This is a genomic window from uncultured Maribacter sp., assembly GCF_963977385.1.
In the GTDB taxonomy this organism is placed as follows: domain Bacteria; phylum Bacteroidota; class Bacteroidia; order Flavobacteriales; family Flavobacteriaceae; genus Maribacter.
In genome coordinates this window covers 47,214-69,264 of the sequence record NZ_CAXBOU010000023.1, presented here as the reverse complement: position 1 = coordinate 69,264, position 22,051 = coordinate 47,214, and the positions used below count along the sequence as shown (strand labels likewise).

Genomic DNA, 22,051 nt, shown 5'->3' with positions numbered 1-22,051 from the left:
AGGATCTGTGCCGTCATTAAAAGACAGCAACCCTATGTCAAAAATGTAGCCTAAAAATTTTTGCATTTTTTCTAGATTTTAACATGGAAATCGATTCCTTCATTTCATTTCAGGATCTTCATACTTTCCAACTACTTTTGAAAAGCTATTTTATACGCTTGGAATATCAATATTTTTTAGTAATAAACAGAAGTTATTCAATTTTAATTGATTGACAATTAGATATTTGCGATACTTTTCGAATTCATTTTGCATGGTTTCTATTGCTATATTTTGACATTCATTTTCCTTTAAGATCAGCTACTTATTATATCTTGAGCGTATTCCTTTTCTTTTGATATGGAATGCTATATTTCCAGTTAGTTACCGCTATTTTTTATAGCAAAATAATACGGATTACCATTCATTCCAGTTTTAATCAGTTACTTCCCATAGCGCCATCGCCGTTACCTTTTCTGTAACCCTACCTAAAATTAGATTGGGTAAGAACTTATAAAAGTGAGCGTGCGAATGATTATGCAGTTCGTCCCAACTCAAATTTTAATTCTTTGTGCAGGAAAGTGTCAACGTGGTATTTGTTCTGGCGAACGTAATCCTGAATTTTAGCTCGGGAAAGTAGTGTCTCTTTCCAGCACAACGGAAAGAAGAAAATTGACTGGCAGGCGTAATAGAAAGTCAAAATTCAGGATTGTGTTCAAGACCTTTTGTAGTGAAGCGCTTTCTCCTGCAATGGAGCTTTTCGCAAAATGAAAGGGAATGTGCTGAGTGATCCTATTTGTCAATTATCTAAATTATAATCTTAGATTTATCTAATTCTAAATAAACCTGGGATTAAACATACTCGTCTAATTAAATGGAAACAGGTTTATTTGAACGTCAGAGATAAATTGTAGTGCCGTAAAAGGTTCCTTTTTAGAGAACTATCAAAATTTCTACTTGGCCTTCATCCAAAATTGGGATGAAATGTTCATTAGTGATAAAATCAAGGGATTATCAATGATTCCATTCTGTCCATATCAAAGTGGTATTCCTTGCTTTTTCTCTTGAAATCATATTCCAAGTGCAAATTGATATGCTGAGATGACATTACAGAACGGCTCCCAAACGCTTCTTTTAAACTGTCATATTCCTCTTTTATGCCCAAAGACGAAAGCCTAATGAAAAACGGATACCATACCGGAGATAAAAGAAATAAAGGAGTAAAGGAAATTAAATCTTCAGCAGGCAGATTGGATAGGGGTCGATTCTTGTATAAAAACACATGAAACAGAGTCATAAAGCGTCGGAGACTAAGCAACTCTTTCGACTTTTCCACATCTTAAAAGAAATCTTTGTCGGATGAACTGTTTATCGACTTTAATGTAAGTATTTTCCTACTTTAATTAATATTAACTAAATTTATCTTTATGAAATCAAAAGTATTGATCAAAACGATGATTTTTCTTTGCATCTCAATGATGATGTCCTGTTCCAATGGTCAAGAAAATGAAGATGTCGACCTTAATGCTCTATGTATAGAGCCTGACATACTTATTGAGCTGACCGAAGCCATTCCGGCAAAAGTAAGAGTTGTGGAAGATGGTCAGCCTTTCTTCAACGGTATCAAGACCTATTATGAAGTGGATGCTGAAACACATCTGCCCTCGTTGTTCGAAATCAATGGAGAAAAGACCATAAGGATTTTCCCAGTAAAAAAAATTAAGTCAGATGAAGGTTCAGATGTTGAAATAACAGGAAAATTAATATCGTGTCTTACTGGAGCGCATGGACTTGTGACGAACGATTACAAAGGTTTCACCCTTCTCGAAGAATAGTCATAAATATAAAAACTATGAAAAAAAAATTCCTACTAATCCTGATGTCCTTAATGTTTGCGGCTACTTATGCCCAACAGCGTATAATTGGAGGCAATAATACTACAATAGACCAGAATCCTTGGCAAATATCAATGCGAGGATCAGGTACATACCATATATTGGCTGCACGAAATCAACATATTTGCGGGGGTTCTATCTTAACTCCGGAATGGATATTGACCGCAGCCCATTGTATAACAAATTTCAACACGGGTAATGTAATCGGAGTAAATGAAATAACGATATCCGCAGGGATAACACAACGAAATGACCTCATTACCGGACAATATAGAAATGTGGCGCAGATTATTAGGCATCCCAATTACAATCCGGCAACCCAAGAAAACGATGTTGCCCTTATTAGGATTACCGCTCCGCTTAACTATAACAACGACGTATTGCCAATTCAACTAACTGATAGCGCTTTTGATGCACTGCCCGGGGGAATGGCTAGGGTGACCGGATGGGGAAATACTTTGGATGGAACCGCAACTACTCCATCAAATATTTTGCAGACACTGGATATGCCCATTATATCTAATAACTCTGCGAACAACCTTAATACTGGAAACGTTACTGTTTCAAATAATATGTTTGCGTTAAGGTTGGTAAATTCAGGCGTGTCCCGAGGGGATAGCGGAGGGCCGGCAACCGTTCTAAAAAGCAGTCAACGATTTCTTACTGGTTGTAGCAGCTGGGGCGAATCTCCAAAAGATAATAAACCGACCATATATACAAGACTGTTCAATTATAGGGGCTGGATAAGTAACAATTTACAATTACCTGATATCACTGGGAATAATTTGGTCTGTAATACCAACAGCACGTATACTTTGCAGAATGGAACCGGAAATATAACATGGACTGCATCGGGCAACATACAAATAGTATCACAAAACAATACTTCTGCTATAATAAGGGCATCTAATGCATCAACATCTGGAAGTGGGTGGTTAAGGGCAACTTCCAACAATGGATCCACATTTACGGAACGTTTAAACGTAAATCAGGTTGAGGGACAAACACCGATGTCCATTAGTATATACAGTTCAAGTAGCAACTATATTGATGTGACCATAAACGGTGGTAGCGGTAATAGCCCTTATGATTGGTATGTTAACAATTCTTTTTTACGTACAACTACTGGAAGAACAACAACATTTTATTATACGGAGAATAGTATCCGTATTGAGGTGAGAAATCAGAATACCTGTGGTACTGGTCAAGTTTCAGCTTTCTTTACAGGACCAATACCTGGGCGATACGGTTATTATCGTATAAGTCCTAATCCCGCAAGTACAACAATTACTATCTCCAAGGAGAGTGCCACATTTGGAGACTTTAAATCAGCGGAAATTGGGAATAGTGATGTTTTTGGCTACCAACTTATTGATTTAAACAACATTGAGGTTATGAATGGTAAGGGAACTTTTAATAACGAGAAGTTTGATTTAGATATAACAGCTCTTAAAAAAGGGTTGTACATACTGGAAATTGTTTCGGATAAGATAAAGGAAACCCACAAAATAATCAAGGAATAAATTTATACTATTAAAACCTTAAGAAATTTACATTTACCTAATGGACAAGTAGGGAAAGCTGAAACAATCTTATTGGTTTAAGATTCGCTAGAATATATTGCATAGCAATTTCAGATATGGATTTATCTGGGCAGAATTTCAAATGGATTTTAGAAATCGATTATATGGGTATGACAAATTGTTTATTTTCATTAGTTATTTGAAGATAAGTGCAGAATTCTGGGTCCCATAAAACGGCCGTTTTATGGGACTATCGATATTCGCGTCAAACAAATCCTTATCCAGTTCCATTTGTCGTTCTTTTTAAAAGTTCTGGTAATTCACGTTTTACGGAACTAAAAAAGTATAAACAAACGACCCTTTGGCCTACATTAAAAATGACCCTTCAGTGAACTTTCTAAAAATTTAGCCATAGGAATGGAAATAAGTACTTTTTGAGAGATTTCTGAAGAGTATAATTATAGAAGCCTTTTTTTGAACTTTGAACGCAATCTTGAAAGTCTAAATAAAGGTGGGTTTAAATATACCTGGTCAATTAAATAGTAAGTAGTTTATTTGAACTTTTGAAGGTCAAATGGTGTTTTTAAGAAACTTGTTCTACTAAGGAAGGACAATTGTCTACAATATTAAACTTAATGGTCAGCAGGAGAGTTAAGTTTAAGAAAAATCACTAGTTTAGAAAATACATTAAACTAAATTATTTGGAAGTCTTTTTAAACCTTGGCCTAGGCGCCGGAATTCTTATGTTCCTTGTATTAGTGTTCAAACAAGGCAAAAAAAGAGAAGATTACATATTCTTAGCTTGGATTGTGGTAACACTATTACAAATCGTGTTTTATCAGATAACCATTTATAGTTTTGAACTTCAAGGGTTATGGGCAATTTTAAGTTTTGGTCTTCCCTTAATGGGAGCACCACTTTTATTCCTATATATTTTAGCCCTGACCGGACATAAAGTAACTAGTTATACTGTTGCAAAGCACCTGGCTGCGTATTTCATTTTTGTAATCATTCTCTTAGCATTACAGGAAATCAGCGATGTGGAGCTAATTGCTTCCAATGGATATTTTCCGTTGTCTGAAAAAGCTCCTTTATGGATGCAGTATTATGCAATTCCTCTTGCGATATCTGGTCTGGTTTATTGTATTTGGGATATACTATTGTTAAGGAAACATAGAAAAACGATTGTAACGTTCTTTTCGTTCGATGAAAAAGTGGATCTTAAATGGGTTACTTATATCGTGTACTCATACTTCATCCTCTTTCTGCTAAGCTCTTTCTTGATTTTTGGAGCTACTCAATTTCAACTCTTTACCATATCAAACGCCTTTGCTTTTGTTGGTATTATTTTAAGTTTAATGCTCATCGCATTCGGGTTTTATGGTTTTAGGCAAACAGCTGTATTTTCTAATTTGGATACACAAAATACCCCGAGCATAGATTTGGACTCCTCTAAAACCGAAACTACTTCTTATTCCAAATCAGGGCTTACTGAAGAAAAAATTATTTCGTATGCCAATAATATTGGTGAACACATGAAGCATGAAAAGCCCTACTTACAAGATGATTTAACACTTTCTGTTTTAGCTGAGCAGTGCGGTTTGTCCAATATTCATCTTTCACAGATTTTGAACCAACATTTTCAACTCAACTTCTATGATTTTGTGAACCAATACCGCATAGAGGAGTCGAAGAAAATGTTACTCTCTTCAAATTATGACAATCTATCCGTACTAGGGATAGCCTTCGATTGTGGTTTCAAATCAAAATCCTCATTTAACCGATACTTCAAAAAGTATAATGGGATGTCCCCATCCGAATTCAAGAAAAGGAAATCATAAAGGTGTCAGCCTATTGGCTGGGTCTAATAAATCGTGCCAGCCAACTGGTTAGGTCGATTGTCCTTTAAATATCGGACATATTTGCTATAGATATCTGAAGTGGTACAGCATCACTTTAAGAAATAAGCAAATGTCATGATACGTTTATCCCTAAAAAACATTACGAGAAAAAAGTCAAGAGCCTTTCTGATTTTTATTCTAAGCGTGGTCGCAGCCTTTAATATCTTCTACCAAACCGCACAAAAGAATAGTGTTCAGAACAGTTTGAAACAATTGATAGGGGAGGCTATTTCCGGTCAGTTCATTATATATGATTCGGAAGAGAAACTAAACGTTCTTGAATCCCAATTCTCCGATTTAAAATTATTCAATTGGAACGAACGGCTAGAGAAATCATTAAGGAAAGAGACAGATGGAATTCTACATGTTTCTCCCAGACTTCGTTTTGGAGGAATGATGTCATCCGGCGATGAGAGCATCGGTGTCAATTTGCAAGCTTTATCCAGGGAACACCTTGAGAGGGTAAGTTCCATATTAGATTTTCAAGGTGGCAACATACCCGAGAACAATGACGAAATCATGTTAAGCGAGACTTTTGCCGATGAGCTTAATAGTAAGGTAGGGGATACCCTTGTGGTTCTGGCCAATAATAGAAATGGCTACTTAAGCGATGCTATTTTGGTCATATCCGGCATTTTTCGAACGAACGGTCTGGCTCAATTTCTTACCCCTATTGGCTATATAAATTACGAAAAAGGTAAATCATTGATGGGTCTGGAAAAATACGAAACAATGGAACTCCTTGTCAATTTCAAAAACTTTGAGGGAGCAGAAGAACAGGAAGCGTTCCTTCACTCAATTCTTATCAATTTGAATCCCGAATTGAACATTGCAACATGGAACGAGTCATCCCCCTTATTAAATTCGATCTTGGCCATTTGGGTGAATTTTGGTTATATCATTAAACTCATTTTTATCGCCTTCTGTTTTCTAATCCTTATCAATATCATTGTTATGATAACCAACAATAGAAAAAAAGAAATAGGAACCTTATTGGCATTTGGTTTTAGCCCCTTTAAGGTAATAAATACGATTGCTTTCGAATACATTTTTCTAGTTGTCACCGCTGTATTATGGATTGGGGTTACCCTAAAATTAATATTTGACTTTTTACTTCAAGATGGTATTCCCATCCCAGTTGAAGAACTTCAGGCGGCTTACCTGAGCAGCAAGATAGTACCTAAAATATTTTGGATGGACATAGCGGAAGTTTGTTTTCTATTCACTTTGGCATGCTATTTAGCGGTATTCATAAGCTTGAGAAAATTACCTAAAACCGAAATATCAACTTTGCTAAGAACAGCCACCTGACCAACCATCTTAAGACAAACAGATAAACCATTAGTCTATAAATCAATAAGACAAAAGTTATGAGCATATTCACTAAAGTCGCTTTCCGAAACGTAAGACGTCATTCTGCACGAAATATTATTATTGGATCGAGTATCGCATTGGCTGTTGGACTTTTATTCTTTATTCTATCGGTCTCCTCCGGTGTTGAAAAACAATTGGTCGCCAATTTGGTTCAGATTGAAACCGGATCGGTATCCTTTTCTCTCAGCGATGAATCATTGGAAGGAAAAACCAACATAAATAGGTCAGGGCTTGATGAAGCCTATGCTTTGATAAAGGCCGTACCCGTGATTTCAAATATCCGGGAAAGGGTTCATTCCAGAGCACTTCTAAATAATGACAACAAGTCTTCCGACATTAACTTAAGGGGAATCGATTGGATAAAGGAAAGACCATTGTTTACAAGCCTCCGTTTTGAAAACTCCCAACCTTATGATAGCATTACAAAATCCGGAGTTTTGATCAGTAGGAACGCTGCCGATAAACTACATGTCGAGGAAAATGACGAATGTACCATTTTGGTTCAAACCGTCAATGGGAGTCTTAATATGGACAACTATAGGATTGCCGGAATCTATAAGAATATTTCAGGATGGGCAAATACAATGGTGTTCATGAATTTGGAAGATGTTAAGATATTGGTCAATACAGAACTTCCAACCGATGTTTTGATCGATTCCAAAAACCTTGAAACTACCCCTTTGGTTTTGTCAAAAGTGAACACGATCTTGGATTCCGAATTTAAGGATACTATGGACTTAGAGTCTTATGAAGACCAATCCATGGTTGCCTCCACCATAGCCAATGCCAATAAATATGGATTTTTAAGTATTGTTTTCTTCTTGCAGATAATTTCTTTTTTTGGAATTGTCTTCGTCGTAAAGAACAATGTTACCGAAAGGAACAAGGAAATTGGCACTCTACTGGCGATAGGATATAAATCAAGAAAGATCCGGTTTTCATTCGTTTTAGAAACCTTGTTTGTAGCTGTCATCTCATCACTTATCGGACTTATCGTTTTTGGCGGCCTGACCGCATTACTTTCTATTAATGGAATCTATTTAGGCGATTCGGCAACTTTAATTTTTGGAAGTAGTGTACTAAAGCCATTCTTTCATTTCCCAAACCTGCTACTAGCTTTTGTCATTGGCCTTTTATATCCGTTGTTTTCAGCGATTTGGAGCACACGAAAGGTTCGTAGAGCAGACCCGATTACCCTGCTCTATGATCGATAAACTAACTTTTTAAAACCAGTAATTATGAAAAATGCAATTTATATTATTTTGATGCTACTTCTCTCCTCAGGAATTAAACTCCCTATGGTCCAAGCCGATTCGTCCAGTCTATTGGAGGACTTGGATAAGAATTTCTTTTCTCTTGATATGGAATTTATCATGAAGATGGAGATTCTAAAAAATGAGAAAATAAAAAGAACCTATGAGATGCGGGTCGTTAAGAAAGATGAAAAAATGAGATTGGACATTCTTCGTCCAAGTATCGAACGTGATAGAAGGGTTTTGAACGATGGGGATAATATGTGGATGTACCTACCAAGATCCAGCAAATTGATCAAGATTCCTTTTAAACAGGCGTTTCTAGGTGGAGACGCATCAAACCGCGACATTCTTAGAATATCCTTGGTAGCCGATTATGAAGTCCTTGGAGATGTAGAAAATGTTGACGGCGAACTTTTACTAAGATTAAAAGCAAAAGATCTCAATACTGCTTACAATCAAGTGAATTTCTATCTGGACACGAAAACAAAATATCCTATTAAACAAGAGATGTTGAGCCTTTCGGGAAAAGTCATCAAAACCATAGAATATGCTGAATACATTGAGTTTGACCAAGGGTATTTTCCGTCGAAAGTTACCATTCTTGATCAATTGAGAAAGGATTCGAAAACAATTTTTACCTATACGGATCTTTCAAAAGGAACGGATATGACCGACGCATTTTTTACTACTTCGTCACTTAGCAAATAGCTAGATTTTTAATACGAAATGAAAAAAATGACGATACACATGGAAATAGTACTGATGTTCTTTTTAGGCACTTCTATTATGAGTGCTCAAACAGAATTTTCATATCGTATCATAAATGAAAATGTTTTTACCTACAATGTTATTTCTGAAAATTCATTGGTCAACCCCGATAATCTATTACATCTCAATGAACTAGAAATTGTCAATCGCTTTTTTCCGGTCGGAACCTTTAAAAAGAATAATATCAAACTACAGGCAGAGCCCAAGATATTCCTCAATCCCTTGGATGAAACCTTGGATTTTGCAATTAATGAACTTTACCTCCAATATGGTTTTTCGGGTAAGTTATATGCTACGTTCGGTAAGAAAAGGATTAATTGGGGTACTGCCAATGTATGGAACCCTTCGAATCCGTTTTTACAAAAGGATCCTTTTAGAATTGATAATCGGCTTGAGGGGATAATTTTGACCGATTTAGAATACATAGGAGCCAATTTTGCTCTGAATGCCATATTCTCCCCCGCAGAACGGCTTAATAGATCCACATTTGCCTTCAAGGTTAGTTCGGAAATCAAATCGCTATCATATTCTTTCAGTTATGCTTTTTTAGGAAATGAAAAACAGCAATATGGGATAGATTTCACTTTAGGTGCCGATAACTTCACTTTTTATAGTGAAGGGGTATATCGAAATTTTTCAAATAGCAGATTAATTGATTCCGAAGGCATGCCTGAAATCAATTCTATTCAAAATAGTTTTAAAAACATGAATGCTGAATTTGTAGTCGGAACGATGCTGAATGTTTTGCCAAGAACAATCTTGGTTGCCGAATATAGATATCGAAGTGATTTCAACACCTCCGAGAGTATAGAGAACTTCAAATCTTTTTTACCCATTAGTTTACCGAGTTACGATCCCATTAGCATGGGACAGCATAGTTTTTTTGGGCAAATCAGCTATATGGACAACTATTCCAAATATAACCTGAGTACAAATATATTTTACGATTTAACAACCAATCAACTATTATGTTCTCCCGGTCTGGTCTACAACGGTGATGATTTCAAACTTGAAATAAACCCTTTTATATATAATAACAGCCTTTCAATATATGATTTTCAGGGAAGGGTTATTCTTTCATTTTTTTTATAAACTATTAACTAAAATAAAATCAAGATGTCATTAAAGCCATTATTACATTTAGAAAATATTTCGAAATCCTACAAATTAGGGAATACTAAAACTCAGGTTCTGGATAATGTCAATGCCTCATTTTATCCAGGCTGCTTTAGCGTCATCGCAGGTTCTTCAGGGTCGGGGAAGTCAACTTTATTGAACTTATTAGGGTGTCTGGATAAACCCGACGAGGGAGAATATTGGTTGGAGAACAAGAAAATCAATTATTCCAATAAAAAGGAGATGTCCAATACGAGAATGAGAAATTTTGGTTTCATTTTTCAATCCTTCAACCTTATTCCTGTCCTTACGGCAAAAGAGAATGTTGAACTACCAATGTACCTTCAACAGTTTTCAAAAAAAGGAATACGAAAACAATCTGAGGAAATCCTAAAAATTGTTGGTCTTGGGGGCAAAACCGAAAACAAGCCATCAGAACTATCGGGTGGAGAGCAGCAAAGAGTAGCAATTGCTCGTGCCATTGTTTCAAAACCCAAGGTTGTGTTTGCTGATGAGCCAACCGCAAATTTGGACCGGAAAAATGCCGAAAAAATTGTCGCGCTAATGAAGAATTTAAACGAAGAGCATGGTGTATCATTTATTTTCGCAAGCCATGACGATATAGTTATTAATGCTGCCAAACAGCTATATGAAATAGAGAATGGAGAGTTGAAACAACGAGTGCTAGCAAGTGTTTAGTCCAAAGTTTTCTTATGAAAAATTAGGAGTCTCTTTTAGTAGTTCCCGTAATTAACCTTTTAAGGGACACCTGGAGTGTATTTAAACGACCGTTTTATTGAACTTTTTAATCAAATCGAATTTCAAATAAATAGCGGTTCATTTTATCGGTATAATTTAATAGTTTATTTTTAGAGCTATAATTATACCGTTATGCTATTTGGTTATGTAAGGGTCAGCACGAAAACCCAAAACCCCAGTTTACAGATTGATGCACTTTTGAAAGAAGGTGTCGCTGAGAAAAATATCTACCGAGATGTTTCTTCTGGGGCCAAGGCAGAACGCCATGATTTGGATTTGATGATTTCAAAACTTCGGGAAGGAGATACCGTAATTGTTTGGAAACTGGACCGTATTGCCAGGAGTATTTCCCACCTATTAAAATTGGTTGATCAGTTCGAGAAACTTGGCGTTAAATTCAAGAGCATTAACGACCCCTTTATTGATACCACTTCTGCGCACGGCAAATTTATAATTACACTGTTCGGTGCCGTAGCCCAACTGGAACGTGATATAATTATAGAGCGGACCACTGCCGGTCTTAAGAGTGCTAGAAGAAGGGGTATACAATTGGGTCGTAAAAAAGGACTTGGAAAAGAAGCTAAGCAAAAAGCGATGTTGGCAGCTTCATATTATCAAGAGAATAAATTGCCTATTGTAGATATAATGAAATTGGTCGGTATTAAATCTAAACCTACTCTCTACAAATATCTAGCAATTCAAGGTAGACGAAACTGTAAAGAATGTGGAGTTGTGTTTTGGAATCAAGAGCAGAATGTAGAAGATGCCTATTGTAAGCGACATTTGAAAAAATAAATAATTAAGATTTGTGCTTGATAGCTATTAATCTAAAAAGGTTTGTTTATTTTGCTAGTTCCAAGACAAACTTCCCCCAACAAATTATAGCGCATACCCAATATGGCAAAAGCAGATATTGATTTTGAAAAAGAGTTATGGGACGCTGCCAACGAACTTCGTGGTGCAGTCTCTGAAAACAACTATAAAAATTACATTTTACCACTTGTCTTTTTAAAACATTTAAGTGAACGTTTTGAGGTAGTTCAAGAAGAACTTTCCAATGAACTCAATGAGCCATCTTCATCCTATTTTACGACAGATGAAGAGGAGAAGAAATACGTGTTATCTGATCCAGATGAATTTCGCTCGCGAAATACATTTATGATTCCAGAAACAGCCTCATGGCAGTATTTTAAGGACAATGCGGAGCAGGATAATATTAAAGTCATTATAGATGATGCCTTTGATGTCATACAAGAACTATTATCTGCATACAACCCACAGCTAAATAACCTATTACCTAGAATATTTGTTAAGAGCGAATTATCGGCTAAACAAACTGGCGGAATAATAAACCTATTATCTCACCCAAAATTCTCTGAGAAAGAGAATCCTGAAAGTGATATACTTGGTCGTATTTATGAATACTACATTGGTCGTTTTGCTATGGCAGAGGGTTCTGGTGCCGGTCAATTCTTTACACCAGGTAGTATTGTTCGTTTATTGGTTGAGATTTTAGAGCCTTACAAAGGTAGAATCTTTGACCCTGCTTGTGGTAGTGGCGGTATGTTTGTACAAAGCTTAAAGTTCATAAAAGAACATGGTGGTAATAAAAGTGATATATCTATCTACGGACAAGAAATGACTTCACAAACTTTGCGTTTGTGTCTAATGAACCTTTTATTAAGAGACCTATCTTTTGACATCAAATTAGGTAACTCGTTGTTAGATGATAAGTTCCCTAATCTTAAGGCAGATTATGTTATTGCCAACCCACCCTTTAATGTAAGTAATTGGCACCCTGAAGATCTTTCTGAAAAAGACCCTAGACTTTTTGGACCAAGAGAAGAATTCACAACAGATGGCAGTGCCAATTATATGTGGATGCAAACGTTCTGGAACCATTTAAGCGATACAGGCACCGCTGGTATCGTAATGGCAAACGGAGCCATGACCTCTAATACAAAAGGAGAAAAAAATGTGCGCCAGTATATGGTTGATGAAGGTATGATCGATTGTATTGTTCGCATGCCAGACAAGCTTTTTTTAACCACTGGTATACCTGCCTGTTTATTTATCCTGAGTAAAAATCGCGATGGTAAAGATGGAGAGCACCGCGAGCGGATGAAAGAGGTTTTATTCATTGATGCCGCTAAAATGGGCACAATGGCGAGTCGTAAACTACGAATTTTTGAAGATGCCGATATTGACAAAATAGCGGACACCTACCACAACTGGAGAACTGTTGGCAAAACCTACGAAGACGTAGAAGGTTTCTGCAAAGCAGCAACTTTAGAAGAGGTACAAAAACAAGATTACAAGCTTACACCAGGTATTTATGTAGGTACAGAAGCAGAAGAAGATGATGGTATTCCCTTTGAAGAAAAAATGGAGACTTTGAAATCTACTTTATTAGAACAATTTGAAAAAGGAGAAGCTTTAAAAGAACAAATTTTAGCCAATTTTGATAAATTGTAGTTAGTTATGTTCATTAAATATTAATGTTCATGTTCCGTGAACAGAGTTTAAAAATGAACATACTTTATTTAGAAAAAATAATACATTTTAAATGGTTACAGAAAACCGGATAGTAATTTATCATGATAAAGATTCTGGTGTTACAATAGATGTAAAACTTGAAGGAGAAACTGTTTGGTTAGATCAATACCAACTTGAAGCTCTATTTGATACTGATAGAACTTCAATAGGTCGTCATTTAAGGAATATTTATAATTCTAATGAACTAGATAAAAAGGCAACTAGTGCAAAAATTGCACAAGTTCAACAAGAAGGTGATAGAGAAGTTAAGAGAACTATTAATGTTTATAATTTAGACGCTATTTTGTCTGTTGGTTATAGGGTTAATTCTAAAAAAGGTACTCAATTCCGTATTTGGGCAAATAAAATAGTGAAAGAATTTTTGGTTAAAGGTTATGCTATTAACGAAAAACGATTACAACAAAGCCAAAAGCAATTAGCAGAATTTAAACGATTAGCTCAATTACAAGCACAGGTTATTGAAGAATATCCTTTAAGTAATAACGAAACCAAAGGTCTTATTCAAGTTATTGCAAATTATGCAACAGCTCTAGAGTTATTAGATGATTATGACCACCAGCGCTTACAATTACCCAAAGAAGGCAGTACCGACGTTGTACAAATTGAATACCCTGAAGCCAAGAAAGCCATTGAAGAATTAGGTAGACAAACCCAGTTTAAAGGCTTGTTCGGGAAAGAAAAAGACGACTCTTTTAAAGGATCCTTAGAAAACATTTACCAAACGTTTGATGGGGTTGACCTATATAAAACGACGGAAGAAAAAGCTGCCCATTTATTGTATTTTGTAGTAAAGAACCATTCGTTTACAGATGGTAACAAACGTATAGCTGCCTTTATTTTTGTATGGTTCTTAGAACGTAACCAATTATTATACAAACCAAATGGCGAAAAAATAGTGGCAGACACCACCTTGGTTGCCCTTACGCTAATGATTGCACAAAGCCACCCCGCAGATAAAGATATGATGGTTAAAGTGGTCGTTAATCTATTGACATAAAAACAATAAAATTAAAATGCCCGAAAACTGGAAAACATATAAGCTTTCTGAATTAACAAGTGTTATCACGAAAGGTACTACACCATCCACATATGGCTATAAATTTTTAGATTCAGGAATTAATTATATCAGAGCTCAGAGTTTAAATTATAATGGTTCAATTAATCAAGAAGTTTTTTCGTTCATATCGCAAAATGCACATGAGAAGCTTAAGCGTTCACAATTAATTCCAAACGATATATTATTTTCGATGGCTGGGGCATATTTAGGTATGGTTGGTCTAGTTAAAGATTCGCATTGCCCTGCCAATACAAATCAAGCAGTTGGAATAATTAGAATTGACAGTCCCCTAGTTGAAGTGAAATTTGTTGAATATTCACTGCGTAACCCTAAAACTATTGCATATGTCAATTCTCAATCTGGTCAATCTGCGCAGCCGAATATCAATTTAGCTGAAATAGGTGCTTTATCATTTAAGTTCCCACCCCTCCCAGAACAACGCACCATCGCCAGCATACTCTCTTCCATAGACGACAAAATAGAAAACAACCTAGCCATGAACAAAACCCTCGAAGACATGGCAATGGCACTTTATAAACATTGGTTTGTAGATTTTGGTCCATTTCAAGAAGGCAAGTTCATTGACTCTGAGTTGGGTGAAATTCCTGAGGGGTGGGAGGTGAAACAATTGGAAAATTTAATAGACACTTTATCTAAAGGTACTACACCTCGAAAAAAAGATGTAGACAATTTAGCTTGTACTATCCCTTTTTTGAAAGTAAAAGATATAAATGATTTTGGACTAATTAATGAATCTAGCTTAGAATATATTCCTGATTCAGTACACAATAAACAATTAAAGAGATCTATTTTAAAAACAGCTGATATCCTTATCTCAATAGCAGGAACAATTGGGCGTACTGCTATTATCCCAAGTAATCTTGACAATGCAAATTGCAATCAAGCACTTGCATTTGTAAGATTAACCAATAAGGAATTGAACAATGGTTTTATTTATTTATGGATAAACTCCATCCAAACCCAAAATGAGATTGATTTATCCATTGTTCAAGGGGTACAGGCAAATGTGAGTTTGGGTGTTCTAAAGAGTTTGAAGTTTGTGTATCCACCAGAAAAAATATTGAAAAACTTTAATAATTCTGTACTCAAGAAGTTAGAAATGATTTCAGTTAATAGGAAAGAAATCCAAACTCTAACCAAACTCCGAGACACTTTACTCCCCAAACTCATTTCAGGGGAAGTCCGCCTAAAGGAATTTGAGGAAGAAATAACTTCAGCATTATGAGCTTAAACGAACATACCGCCCAAAATGCTGCCATAGCTTGGTTAAATAGTTTAGGCTATAACCATATACCCGGTAATGCACTAGAACGTGACCTTAAAAAAGTAGTTTTAGAAAATGAATTAAAAAACTTTCTAAAAACCACCTACCCCAGCGTTCCAGAAACGGCACGTAATGAAGCTTTTGCTCAATTTACCCAACACGAGGGTATGGAGGTCGCTTACCGTAATCAAGATTTTCACCGCAAACTTACCCAAGGTATAGATATCGCTTGGAAAGATGCTCAGGGCAATGAAAAGGCAAAACACTTATATCCTATAGATTTTACACATCCAGAAAACAACAGTTTTATAGTCTCAGACGAAGTCAGCATCTTAGGCAAAAACAGCCGCCGTACAGACCTCATAATCTTTATCAACGGACTGCCACTTATTGTCTTTGAATTTAAAAATCCGTTTGATTCCACCGTAGGGGTTGAAAATGCACATAGGCAACTACATAACTATGTATTGGATATTCCACAGTTATTTGATTATAATGCCATTTGTATAGCATCAGACGGTCTGGAGGCTTTACACGGTATGTATTCATCCGCCTTAGAATGGTTCGCTCCATGGAAAAGTTTGGATGGAGATGATACCGAGCAAAAAGCAGAGTTACAATTAGAAACGTTATTGCATGGGCTATTCCCAAAAAAGACGCTATTAGATTATTTACAACATTTCATCTTTCATGAAGACCACAATGGCAAGATTATAAAGAAAGGCGCAAAGTACCACCAGTATTGGGGTATCAGTCGTGCCGTGGAAAGTAGCCTAGAGAATATAAAACCAAATGGAGATGGACGACTAGGTGTTATTTGGCATACCCAGGGTTCTGGTAAGAGTATCAGTATGGCAATACTAACCGGTATTCTACGCCAGCGACCAGAATTGAAGAATCCAACTATTGTAATACAAGTAGACCGCTCTGATTTAGACCAGCAATTGCATGACAACTTTGTACTCGCCAAAGATTTGGTAGGTGATGTTCAGCATGCCGAAAGTACCGACGACCTAAGAAGATTATTAAGCTCTGACGGTGGTGGCGTTATTTTCACGACTATTGAGAAATTTAGACTTAAAGATTTAGAAAACGGCAAAGAAACACAGCACCCCATTTTGAGCGAGCGCTATAATCTAATTGTTATGGCAGATGAAGCGCACCGTACCCAATACGGTTTTGAAAGTGGTGGTTTTGCCCAAAACATTCGCCGTGCATTACCGAATGCCTCATTTATAGGTTTTACAGGAACGCCAGTAGATGGTAAAGATGCCGATACGGAACAAGTTTTTGGTCCCACAATTCACACCTATGATATTAAACAAGCCGTTGAAGATGGTGCCACGGTACCCATCTACTACGAGCCAAAAATGGTACCGCTTAATATTAAAGCAAAATACACCCAAGAACTAGAAGAAGTTGAAGAACAAGCAGAAGACACTACCGTAGGAGTTTGGGCAGCTGTTGAAGATGCTGCAGGTTCAGAAGACCGGGTAAAGACTGTAGCTAAAGATATTTTAGAACACTTTACAGCACGTACTAAAACTTTAGATGGCAAAGCTATGGTAGTTTGTATGAGTCGCCGTAATTGCGTTAAAATGTACGATGCCTTATCTGCTCTGGACGATTGCCCTGAAATTGCAGTAATCATGACCAGCAGCCCTGGAAAAGACCCTGTGAGTTGGAATGCGCATATGCGGACCAAAGATGCTATGGAAGCGGTAAAGTCAAGATTTAAAAATCCTGAAGACCCTTTGAAAATGGTAATCGTGAGAGATATGTGGCTTACTGGTTTTGATGCACCCTGCGCACACACTATGTATGTGGACAAGATTATGAAAGGTCATAACCTGATGCAAGCCATTGCACGTGTCAACCGAGTTTTTGAAGGAAAACCGAATGGATTGGTAGTTGATTTTATTGGCATATCAGGCTTTTTAGCAGAAGCCACCAAAAAATATACCGGTAGCGGTGGAGCAGGAAAACCCACCTTAGATTTAGATGCAGCTGTGGAGTTGTGTTTAGAACAATTGAGTATCGTTAAATCTTTGGTAGGTGGTTTTGAATTGGATGTCATTAATGAATTGCCGGCAACAGAGAAAATGAAGTGGACCACTAATATCCTAAATGGATTGCTAAAAGATGATGCAACAACAGAAGGCTACCTAAAAGAAGAACGTAAGTTGAGTGAGTTGATGGCTATGACCAATTCAGATGAACGAATTTGGGAGATTCAAGAAGAAGTGGCTATTATTCAAAAGTTCAGGGAACAGATACGAAAGATTAAATATCCTCCAGGTGCTCAGCGAACTAAAAATGACCGTATTAAAGACCTTATTAGTAAGTCATTGGAATCTCAAGCTATTGTAGATTTAGCTGCCATGTACAATTTAGATAAGATTGATATTTCTATCGTAGATGATTCTTTCCAAGCCATTGTAAAAGACAAGGGAGGAGAAAATATTAAAATAGAGTTGCTTCGCCGTATCATCAATGACGAATTGAAAGTACGTATGAGCAAAAACATTAAAAAAGGTAGAAAGCTTAAAGACGAACTTGAAAAAGTATTGGGCAAATACCATAAGAACAGTTTAGATTCCATTGCAGCAATAAAGCATTTGCTAGACATTGCAAATGAGATGAAAGAAGACGATAAGCGAACAAAAGAACTAGGGCTTACCGAAGACGAACTCGCTTTTTATGATCTACTATCTGCAAATAGCGCCATCTTAAATGAAGCGGGACCGGTACAGGACTTGGTCCACACTGTAGTAGCTTCAGTAAAGAAAAACCTTCAGCTAGATTGGACCAAAAAAGAAAATGCACGAGCAGCCATACGTTTAGCCGTTAAAAAAGAACTACGAGGAAAAGTTCCTTTCTCAGAATTAGATAAGCTTTTAAAAGAAGTTATAGAACAAGCAGAAGGGCAATATGGCGAATGGCCATTGTTAGGATAGAAATAATATTGATTAGGACACCATGTCGGAATTTGAATAGTATAATTAAAAAATTAATAGGATGGCTATCAAGGATACAAAATACAAAAAGGCACTACTGGTTGAATTGATTGAAGTCTATGTGGCTAAGGGACACGCAATTCATATTTTAGTAGGTAAAGATTTAAATGAATTTGATAGAAATGATCTAGAACAGAAGCTAAGAGCAGAAGGAGTCAATACAGATATAATCAAATCAAAGTTCAAATAAAGAATGGCCGAGCAATCAAAAATTTAAATGACAAATCTAACACCTAAAGACATTGAGGATTTTTGGATAAGAGTTTATCTTAATCCTAAATTGGATTTTAGAACTGCATGTGCTAATAGGTCGTATAGAGATTTGAATAGAACTATTCATGGGATGGCTAAAAATCAATCAAAGGAAAAATATCAAAAAATCAGTAAAGTTTTGATAGGTGTTTCAGATGAACTAATAAATATGGATTTTAATGACCAAATTTCTTTCGATATCTCCCATGAACTAAAATGTATCGAACTTATAAAAGCCTTTAAAACAAATTATGGTGCCATCGATTTTACCATAGGACAAGCTCAAAAATGGATTAATATGAATTTGAAGTATTTGTTTGCGTTAGGTGAAAGTAGAGTGCCGGGCATAACAAAGAACTATATTTTTTTCCATATCCCAATAGATAATATTATTCAAGATTTACTACTTCATAAATCCAAGATTAGTAGAATTCCAGTAGCTTGGAGCCGTATGAATAATTACGATATGTATATTAATTATCAAAGAGAAGTAAGAAGAGTTTATGCAGAAATAACTCCTATGGATGTTGAGTTTAGACTTTTCAATGAAGTGTTAGAAATTTAGAGTTCAAATAAAAGATAGCTGATTTTTCATTCTAAAATATCTTCCCGAATAAATCCTTTGAAAAGCCCATCGGAAATTATAAGTAAGCTGTCTTTTATTTCAGGATTATTTAATCTAGTAGCCCTTAGGGGCAGTTCAAAATGGCCTTCAATATATCTACTTTCTTGATTGTAAGTAGTAATCGAAAATAAACCGTTAGAACCATCTTCAATCGCATATTGACTAATTAAAACATCACCACCCAAAGTGTTGTAGTAAATACCTTCACGGTCATTTAATTTATAGGACCCAATGCCATCAAATTTAATTTTGGTAACCATCACACCATTATCAAGGCGGTCACCCACAGCTAAGAAGATTAGAGTGTCATTGGCGGTCAGATCGATTTCCGTAGTTCCTTTCCATGTTTCATTAGCTCTTTGGGCTATGAAGGAGTTATCTTGGAGTGAAGGTTCCGTATTTTTATCTTTGTCACAGCCCAAGAATATTACAAATATTAAAAGCAAAAAAAGTTTCGTTTTCATTAAAGCAATTTTAAAATAGATGTCAATCATCCAAAAACGTTGCGTCTCCTTTCAAAGAAAAATAGTTTCGAGCATTAATTTTATCAAATTGCATTGAATGACAAGCCCCGTCTCGTACTCAATGAAATTTCGTAAATTCCAAAACAAAGTTCAAATAAAAGATTAAAAATTGAGTAGCGTTTTTAAGTTTCGAATCGAGTTGGAAGGCAGTAATCCCAAAATATGGCGGGAATTTTTGGTGCCATCCGATATCACTTTTTACAGGCTTCACCATATTGTTCAAATTGTTATGGGGTGGGAGAACTATCACCTATACGAATTCACTATTGATAGCTATCGTATCGGCCAACAATTTGAGGACGATGGATTTAATGGTCCCCATGAGGTAATAGATTCTCAAAGGATAAAAATCTGTGACGTTCTAAAATCCAAAAGCAAGGAATTGCATTATCTATATGATTTCGGGGATTACTGGGAACATTCCTTGACTCTGGAAATGATCATAGATGATTTGACAATTCCATTTCCGGTCTGTTGCTCCGGCGAGCTTGGCTGCCCCCCGGAGGATGTTGGCGGCCTACCAGGTTTTTATGACTTTTTGAAGATTATGGGCAAGCCCAAGCACCCCGAATATAAAGAGTTTAAAAAATGGGTAAAAAGTAAGCTTGTCGCTATCAATGGCAAATATGATCCTGAAAAATTCCATATGGAAAAAGTAAATTGGGTATTGTTACAACTGGATATTTATATTAAAGAATGGGAGAATGATTATAACGAACAGTAGAAGGTCAAATAAGGGATGGTAGAGGGAATTTATTTATATGATATTTTTGAGATAGATAAAGGCACTTATGAATTGGTCAATATGAAAATTGAACATATTAATTCAGCTAAAGATTTTGCCGTTGGTTTAACTTTTAAAAATGTTGATGATCCAAAAGATATGTTTACTGAAAAAGCTTCAACTTTTTTAAGTCTTCCTCATAAAAAAATTAAAGTCTTAATAAACGATTAATTAGGGCATTATGAGTAATTCCTTGAATTGAATTAAATAATGAGCCAGTTGATGATTTAAGCCGATTTCCCATTTCGGGAAATTTTAACAATTATTATTTCCCATAACGGGAAATAATAAATATATTTGTATCAAGGTATTCATCTTAATCATGAGAATATATTCGAAAAGCACTTTAATTGAATTCTGGAAAAAGAACCCAAAAGCGGAAAAACAGTTAAGGGCTTTTTACAGTATTATCAAGAACACTGAGTTTAAAAATTCTAACGAGGTGACAGCATTGTTCAACACTGCAGATGTGGTTAAGGATGGTAAAATAATATTCAATATTTGTCGTAACGATTTTAGATTGATCGTTAAATTCAATTATCAAAAACATGCGGCCTTTATAAGGTTTATTGGCACACATAAAGAGTATGATAAATTGGACATAGAAAGCCTTTAGTTAAATAATAACCTTTATAGTTCAAGCTATAACAAAAGACTGTTAGAGTTATGGAAATCAAAATTATCAAATCCGAAAATCAGTACAGACAGTATTTGGAACGATTCAATAAAATATTCGATGCAGAAGAAGGAACACCTGAATCTGATGAGTTCGACTTATTGGCTCTAGTCATTGAAAAATATGAGAATGAACATTACCATATAGAAGAGCCACATCCTTTGGAGGCAATCAGATTTATGATGGAGCAGAATGGAATCAGTGAAGGTGATTTAGGTAAAATTATAAATAGTAGGTCTCGGGTGTCCGAACTTTTCAGTGGAACTAGAAAATTGACCCTAAACCATATTAGGGCTATAAATAAAAGATTACACGTGCCAGCTGATATATTGATAAAGGATTACGAAGTTGGAGATATACAGCACGGTTTATCGGCCTAGAATATCAGTTAAACTATAATTTATTTTTGATTGGTAAATAAAGGCCTATCGTGTAAAGTTCAAATAAAGGATAAAAAATGATAAAATTCATTGCCAGATTTAAAGCCGAATATCCGGGAATCGATGCCGTCCAACATTCATGTTTTACATGGCAACAAGATGGAGAAGTTCCTGATAAAACAATAAGTGCAAACCAAATTGCTCATACAACGGCTATTCACTTTTTCAGAATGTATGATGAAAATGTTGACCCAGATAAAATATTTGTAATTATAGACAAAATTGAGAAGTTCAAATAAACGAAGGATCCAGAGTAAGACCAAA

At 35.9% G+C, this 22,051-nt stretch carries 21 protein-coding genes; 20 read left to right on the top strand and 1 reads right to left on the bottom strand.

The annotated features are described in order from the left end of the window. Window positions 1-1,433: 1,433 nt before the first annotated feature. From AAC084_RS19280 to AAC084_RS19210, 15 genes are all read left to right on the top strand, one after another. A complete protein-coding gene (locus AAC084_RS19280; RefSeq protein ID WP_210706711.1) occupies window positions 1,434-1,814 on the top strand; it encodes a hypothetical protein in 381 nt (126 codons plus the stop codon). A gap of 17 nt (window positions 1,815-1,831) precedes the next feature. Then, the gene (locus AAC084_RS19275) at window positions 1,832-3,397 is read left to right on the top strand and encodes a trypsin-like serine protease (RefSeq protein WP_210706712.1); all 1,566 of its coding nucleotides are present in this window, start codon (window positions 1,832-1,834) and stop codon (window positions 3,395-3,397) included. Window positions 3,398-4,098: 701 nt separating this feature from the next. Beyond that, window positions 4,099-5,238, top strand: a complete 1,140-nt coding sequence (locus tag AAC084_RS19270) for a helix-turn-helix domain-containing protein (RefSeq protein WP_210708816.1) — start codon at window positions 4,099-4,101, stop codon at window positions 5,236-5,238. 135 nt (window positions 5,239-5,373) lie between these two features. Further along, window positions 5,374-6,609, top strand: a complete 1,236-nt coding sequence (locus AAC084_RS19265) for an FtsX-like permease family protein (protein WP_210708815.1) — start codon at window positions 5,374-5,376, stop codon at window positions 6,607-6,609. A gap of 59 nt (window positions 6,610-6,668) precedes the next feature. After that, window positions 6,669-7,886, top strand: coding sequence for an FtsX-like permease family protein (locus AAC084_RS19260; RefSeq protein ID WP_210708814.1), 1,218 nt, complete (start codon window positions 6,669-6,671; stop codon window positions 7,884-7,886). Window positions 7,887-7,910: 24 nt separating this feature from the next. Then, window positions 7,911-8,636, top strand: a complete 726-nt coding sequence (locus tag AAC084_RS19255) for an outer membrane lipoprotein-sorting protein (protein WP_210708813.1) — start codon at window positions 7,911-7,913, stop codon at window positions 8,634-8,636. 39 nt (window positions 8,637-8,675) lie between these two features. Further along, complete coding sequence (locus AAC084_RS19250; RefSeq protein WP_210708812.1) at window positions 8,676-9,788, top strand: hypothetical protein; 1,113 nt, start codon at window positions 8,676-8,678, stop codon at window positions 9,786-9,788. A gap of 24 nt (window positions 9,789-9,812) precedes the next feature. After that, window positions 9,813-10,511, top strand: coding sequence for an ABC transporter ATP-binding protein (locus AAC084_RS19245; RefSeq protein WP_210708811.1), 699 nt, complete (start codon window positions 9,813-9,815; stop codon window positions 10,509-10,511). 192 nt (window positions 10,512-10,703) lie between these two features. Then, window positions 10,704-11,366 (top strand): recombinase family protein, encoded by a 663-nt coding sequence (locus AAC084_RS19240; RefSeq protein WP_339841942.1) that lies wholly within the window; start codon window positions 10,704-10,706, stop codon window positions 11,364-11,366. A gap of 102 nt (window positions 11,367-11,468) precedes the next feature. Then, window positions 11,469-13,046 (top strand): class I SAM-dependent DNA methyltransferase, encoded by a 1,578-nt coding sequence (locus tag AAC084_RS19235; protein WP_339841940.1) that lies wholly within the window; start codon window positions 11,469-11,471, stop codon window positions 13,044-13,046. A 91-nt stretch (window positions 13,047-13,137) separates the two neighbouring features. After that, window positions 13,138-14,124: a RhuM family protein gene (gene rhuM, locus AAC084_RS19230; protein WP_339841938.1), complete on the top strand. Its 987-nt coding sequence runs from the start codon at window positions 13,138-13,140 to the stop codon at window positions 14,122-14,124. A gap of 16 nt (window positions 14,125-14,140) precedes the next feature. Then, complete coding sequence (locus AAC084_RS19225) at window positions 14,141-15,430, top strand: restriction endonuclease subunit S (protein ID WP_339841937.1); 1,290 nt, start codon at window positions 14,141-14,143, stop codon at window positions 15,428-15,430. Beyond that, the gene (locus tag AAC084_RS19220) at window positions 15,427-18,426 is read left to right on the top strand and encodes a type I restriction endonuclease subunit R (protein ID WP_339841935.1); all 3,000 of its coding nucleotides are present in this window, start codon (window positions 15,427-15,429) and stop codon (window positions 18,424-18,426) included. Before AAC084_RS19225 ends, AAC084_RS19220 begins: the two co-directional genes overlap by 4 nt. A gap of 61 nt (window positions 18,427-18,487) precedes the next feature. Beyond that, entirely contained in the window at window positions 18,488-18,676 is a 189-nt protein-coding gene (locus tag AAC084_RS19215; RefSeq protein ID WP_210708355.1) for a hypothetical protein, read from the top strand. Between the two features lie 27 nt (window positions 18,677-18,703). Further along, window positions 18,704-19,303 carry a hypothetical protein gene (locus tag AAC084_RS19210; RefSeq protein WP_339841934.1) on the top strand — a complete coding sequence of 200 codons (600 nt, stop codon included), beginning with the start codon at window positions 18,704-18,706 and terminating at the stop codon, window positions 19,301-19,303. 26 nt (window positions 19,304-19,329) lie between these two features. On the opposite strand, the gene AAC084_RS19205 is transcribed toward AAC084_RS19210, so the two are convergent. Then, window positions 19,330-19,827: a hypothetical protein gene (locus tag AAC084_RS19205; protein WP_339841932.1), complete on the bottom strand. Its 498-nt coding sequence runs from the start codon at window positions 19,825-19,827 to the stop codon at window positions 19,330-19,332. Between the two features lie 169 nt (window positions 19,828-19,996). On the opposite strand from AAC084_RS19205, the gene AAC084_RS19200 reads away from it, so the two are divergent. The 5 genes from AAC084_RS19200 to AAC084_RS19180 all read left to right on the top strand — a co-directional run bounded on the left by AAC084_RS19200 (window position 19,997) and on the right by AAC084_RS19180 (window position 22,026). Continuing rightward, window positions 19,997-20,611 carry a plasmid pRiA4b ORF-3 family protein gene (locus AAC084_RS19200; protein WP_339841931.1) on the top strand — a complete coding sequence of 205 codons (615 nt, stop codon included), beginning with the start codon at window positions 19,997-19,999 and terminating at the stop codon, window positions 20,609-20,611. A 15-nt stretch (window positions 20,612-20,626) separates the two neighbouring features. Beyond that, entirely contained in the window at window positions 20,627-20,842 is a 216-nt protein-coding gene (locus AAC084_RS19195; protein ID WP_339841929.1) for a hypothetical protein, read from the top strand. A 151-nt stretch (window positions 20,843-20,993) separates the two neighbouring features. Next, entirely contained in the window at window positions 20,994-21,287 is a 294-nt protein-coding gene (locus AAC084_RS19190; protein ID WP_339654114.1) for a type II toxin-antitoxin system HigB family toxin, read from the top strand. 50 nt (window positions 21,288-21,337) lie between these two features. Then, window positions 21,338-21,727, top strand: a complete 390-nt coding sequence (locus tag AAC084_RS19185) for a helix-turn-helix domain-containing protein (protein ID WP_339841927.1) — start codon at window positions 21,338-21,340, stop codon at window positions 21,725-21,727. A gap of 77 nt (window positions 21,728-21,804) precedes the next feature. Further along, window positions 21,805-22,026 carry a hypothetical protein gene (locus AAC084_RS19180; protein WP_339841925.1) on the top strand — a complete coding sequence of 74 codons (222 nt, stop codon included), beginning with the start codon at window positions 21,805-21,807 and terminating at the stop codon, window positions 22,024-22,026. Window positions 22,027-22,051: the final 25 nt, after the last annotated feature.

Bases quoted from the DNA above. Each gene is read 5' to 3' on its own strand.
- AAC084_RS19245 (WP_210708811.1), top strand. From the start codon at position 9,813: ATGTCATTAAAGCCATTATTACATTTAGAAAATATTTCGAAATCCTAC.
- AAC084_RS19220 (WP_339841935.1), top strand. From the start codon at position 15,427: ATGAGCTTAAACGAACATACCGCCCAAAATGCTGCCATAGCTTGGTTA.
- AAC084_RS19195 (WP_339841929.1), top strand. From the start codon at position 20,627: ATGGTAGAGGGAATTTATTTATATGATATTTTTGAGATAGATAAAGGC.
- rhuM (WP_339841938.1), top strand. From the start codon at position 13,138: ATGGTTACAGAAAACCGGATAGTAATTTATCATGATAAAGATTCTGGT.
- AAC084_RS19265 (WP_210708815.1), top strand. From the start codon at position 5,374: ATGATACGTTTATCCCTAAAAAACATTACGAGAAAAAAGTCAAGAGCC.
- AAC084_RS19250 (WP_210708812.1), top strand. From the start codon at position 8,676: ATGGAAATAGTACTGATGTTCTTTTTAGGCACTTCTATTATGAGTGCT.
- AAC084_RS19225 (WP_339841937.1), top strand. From the start codon at position 14,141: ATGCCCGAAAACTGGAAAACATATAAGCTTTCTGAATTAACAAGTGTT.
- AAC084_RS19240 (WP_339841942.1), top strand. From the start codon at position 10,704: ATGCTATTTGGTTATGTAAGGGTCAGCACGAAAACCCAAAACCCCAGT.
- AAC084_RS19205 (WP_339841932.1), bottom strand. From the start codon at position 19,827: ATGAAAACGAAACTTTTTTTGCTTTTAATATTTGTAATATTCTTGGGC.
- AAC084_RS19255 (WP_210708813.1), top strand. From the start codon at position 7,911: ATGAAAAATGCAATTTATATTATTTTGATGCTACTTCTCTCCTCAGGA.
- AAC084_RS19190 (WP_339654114.1), top strand. From the start codon at position 20,994: ATGAGAATATATTCGAAAAGCACTTTAATTGAATTCTGGAAAAAGAAC.
- AAC084_RS19260 (WP_210708814.1), top strand. From the start codon at position 6,669: ATGAGCATATTCACTAAAGTCGCTTTCCGAAACGTAAGACGTCATTCT.
- AAC084_RS19280 (WP_210706711.1), top strand. From the start codon at position 1,434: ATGATTTTTCTTTGCATCTCAATGATGATGTCCTGTTCCAATGGTCAA.
- AAC084_RS19185 (WP_339841927.1), top strand. From the start codon at position 21,338: ATGGAAATCAAAATTATCAAATCCGAAAATCAGTACAGACAGTATTTG.
- AAC084_RS19210 (WP_339841934.1), top strand. From the start codon at position 18,704: ATGACAAATCTAACACCTAAAGACATTGAGGATTTTTGGATAAGAGTT.
- AAC084_RS19215 (WP_210708355.1), top strand. From the start codon at position 18,488: ATGGCTATCAAGGATACAAAATACAAAAAGGCACTACTGGTTGAATTG.
- AAC084_RS19235 (WP_339841940.1), top strand. From the start codon at position 11,469: ATGGCAAAAGCAGATATTGATTTTGAAAAAGAGTTATGGGACGCTGCC.
- AAC084_RS19180 (WP_339841925.1), top strand. From the start codon at position 21,805: ATGATAAAATTCATTGCCAGATTTAAAGCCGAATATCCGGGAATCGAT.
- AAC084_RS19275 (WP_210706712.1), top strand. From the start codon at position 1,832: ATGAAAAAAAAATTCCTACTAATCCTGATGTCCTTAATGTTTGCGGCT.